The 2797-nt window shown below is 36.8% G+C and carries 2 protein-coding genes; both read right to left on the reverse strand.

The features are described 5' to 3' along the window. A partial coding sequence (locus tag AB4180_RS21665; RefSeq protein ID WP_372081982.1) for an IS5 family transposase occupies positions 1 to 584 on the reverse strand: 584 nt, incomplete at its 3' end. Between the two features lie 178 nt (positions 585 to 762). After that, complete coding sequence (locus AB4180_RS21670; RefSeq protein WP_017100264.1) at positions 763 to 2598, reverse strand: leukocidin family pore-forming toxin; 1836 nt, start codon at positions 2596 to 2598, stop codon at positions 763 to 765. Between the last annotated feature and the right edge of the window lie 199 nt (positions 2599 to 2797).

A 2797-nucleotide genomic window follows, 5' to 3' on the forward strand; every position in this document is an offset into this window, starting at 1 on the left:
GCGCCATCACCAGACACCTCAAGGATGCTTCGACGTGTTTGTTTCAGTAGGTTCGGGAGTACTTCACCATCTGTAACCGTTGATAAACTTAGCTCGGCGGCAATGATCTCATGAGTGCTTGTATCGACGGCAATATGAAGCTTTCGCCAGACTCTACGCTTGCCATCCGTCCCGTGTTTTTTGACTTTCCATTCACCTTCGCCATAAACCTTAAGGCCAGTTGCATCAATGGCTAGGTGTTGTATCGCTCCTCTCGCTTTAGTCTTAAATGAGACCTCAACTTGCTTGGCTCTACGACTGATGCAGGTGTAATGCGGACAACTTAACGGCACATGGGCTAACCTAAATATCGAGTCGATAAATCCTTGCAGCGCTCTCAGTGGCATAGAAAAAACTCGTTTCACCATGAGTGCTGTCGTAATAGCTAAATCACTGAACCGACGTGGCCTCCCGCGCTTATTCTGTTTGCTTTGCGCCCACCCGCTTATCGCCTCTTCATCAATCCAAAAGGTCAGAGAGCCACGGTTAATGAGTGATTGATTGTATTGCTTCCAGTTGGTTGTTTTATAACGAGGTTTAGGCATAGGGCTACGAGAGGGAGTGAATGTAGCTGAGCAGAGCGTAGGTTCTGGATTTAGTTCCATTGAATTACGCAACAAAGCCGGTTGGCCTGTCACACCTCTAACTAGATTTGCGACAGAACCGTATTTTAGTACTCGTAAGTTTAATAACCTTGAGTTATTACTCTCAAGGGAAAAAATGTCACATATTAAATATATCCGTGTATGACGAGAACATTGAAACTGAGTTGATATTATCCTCAGCTTTTTTCTCTTTCGGAATTAATTTAATTTCTCCTTCATTTACAGTATAACCAAGGCTACTTCCAGTAAATGAATTCTCTAGTTCATCTTTGTCATCTATCCATTTCCATCTTTGTGTTCGCTTTAAACTGCAAGGGCTGACTTTTTTAATGTTACTAGCATCCAAGCACATACCTGGTTGGCTTGTACTCTGATATCGATTAAGTGTATCGAAAATAAATGACTGCTTTAGTTCGGATATATTACAAGTATCAGAATTAACACTGAGGTTTTTATTAACACTTACACATTTATTGTTAAATTTACCCAATTGTAAATTAACCGGCTTTCCGCCAATAAATACAGGATTATCCCAATCAACAGTGAATTTAATATCTTTTTTTACATTTTTAATTTTAAAGTCTTTTTCATTAGGATAATAATATCTTAGGACTTCCCAAGATGGGATTTCTGAATAATAACGATACCCAGTAATTCCAACCGATGAGGATATACTAATGTCTGTTGTCCCTGTGGTCGCAGGTTCAGAATAATAGATTACTTCCATTTTGGGTGTGAAGTTTGCGTACCCTATTGGATTGATTAAGTGTAACCTCCCAAAATAATTTTTTCTGACTGTTACTCCATATGGCGATTCATCTTTTTGTATCGCATGTGGTGAATTATATTGCTCTCTAGACCATTTGAAAGATACATGTTGAGGGCTTTTTGACGATTTCGTTACCGCATAATCAAATGTTTTATATGATAACCACTTGGATTCTGTCCATGACGCGTTGGCATTTAGACTAATTTTGGGTGATGTTTTATCTGCACCAACATCACCTCCAATACCAAATTGAAAAGTTGATACTTCCTTCTTATCATAATTTACATTTAAATTTGTTGCTGGAATGGTTCTTAAAATACTTGTTTTATTATTTGATGCCATCATTTCAAACGTATAGTTTTGTGCTATTGCGGATGACACCCATTCAGATTCAATCCCACCACTTGGCCAAACAATGCCTCTTGAGGCTAAGTACATCGAATATATTTCAGGGTTTAGACTAATCCCTGCGCCAGTGGTTGAATCATCAATGCCAACTCTTACTATTTTAGCATCAGGCGTTGCTGAGCCGATTGTTCCGAACGCAAGGGAGCGTTGCATGTTTATCTTATAAACAAGCGAAATGTTAGCATTTTTACAAAGATGCCGCGATCTATCTCCTAATTGGGTGTTCCAAGTGATATCACATTCAGAATCAGTAATTTGTTTAGTCGCATTATAATATCTAGAAATACTCGGTACCGGTGAGTGTACTACTGGGGTGTTTGATGTTGAACGTTTTTGCCTTTTTGGTGCAGGTTTACTCAAAATTGGGATATTTGTGTCATATCTATCCTTGATCTCTGTAAACATAACGTTATGGTTATGTTCAGTTATTGCAATATAATCAGATTCCAATGAAATACCAAATACCTTTCTAAAGACATGTTTTGCCTTTATTTTTTCTTTATTTCCTTCTATTTCACTAAAATCAACCAGATAACGATAACCATTATTTACAATTAAATCAATTGCATTTTCAATGCCATTTGAATAAATTCCTGATTCTAACCAATACTTTGCATTTATATAAACCAAGTCTGAATTATCAACCATATCACTCATTATATGTATTGATTCACCAACGGGAATGTTTATACCTTCTTGCAGTGTATCGCTAGCTAAAACTGATCTAGATATTAAAACTGATGTTACTAAAATTCCTATTAAATTCAAACGTTTCATAATACTCCTAAATATTTTTTAGTTTTAAAATTAATATGATGGTACTTTGTTGGCACCTTAAATTAATCACTTATAACCTTGATGATTAAGTTTATCATTATACATATAAATTCATAATGGAAAGGTGATTTATGGCTCAATTTATGGGCTTTGTTGCGTAATTCAGTGGAACTAAATCCAGAACCTACGATCTGATCAG

This window comes from Vibrio sp. 10N.286.49.C3 (assembly GCF_041469545.1).
GTDB classification, from domain to species: Bacteria; Pseudomonadota; Gammaproteobacteria; order Enterobacterales; family Vibrionaceae; genus Vibrio; species Vibrio tasmaniensis_A.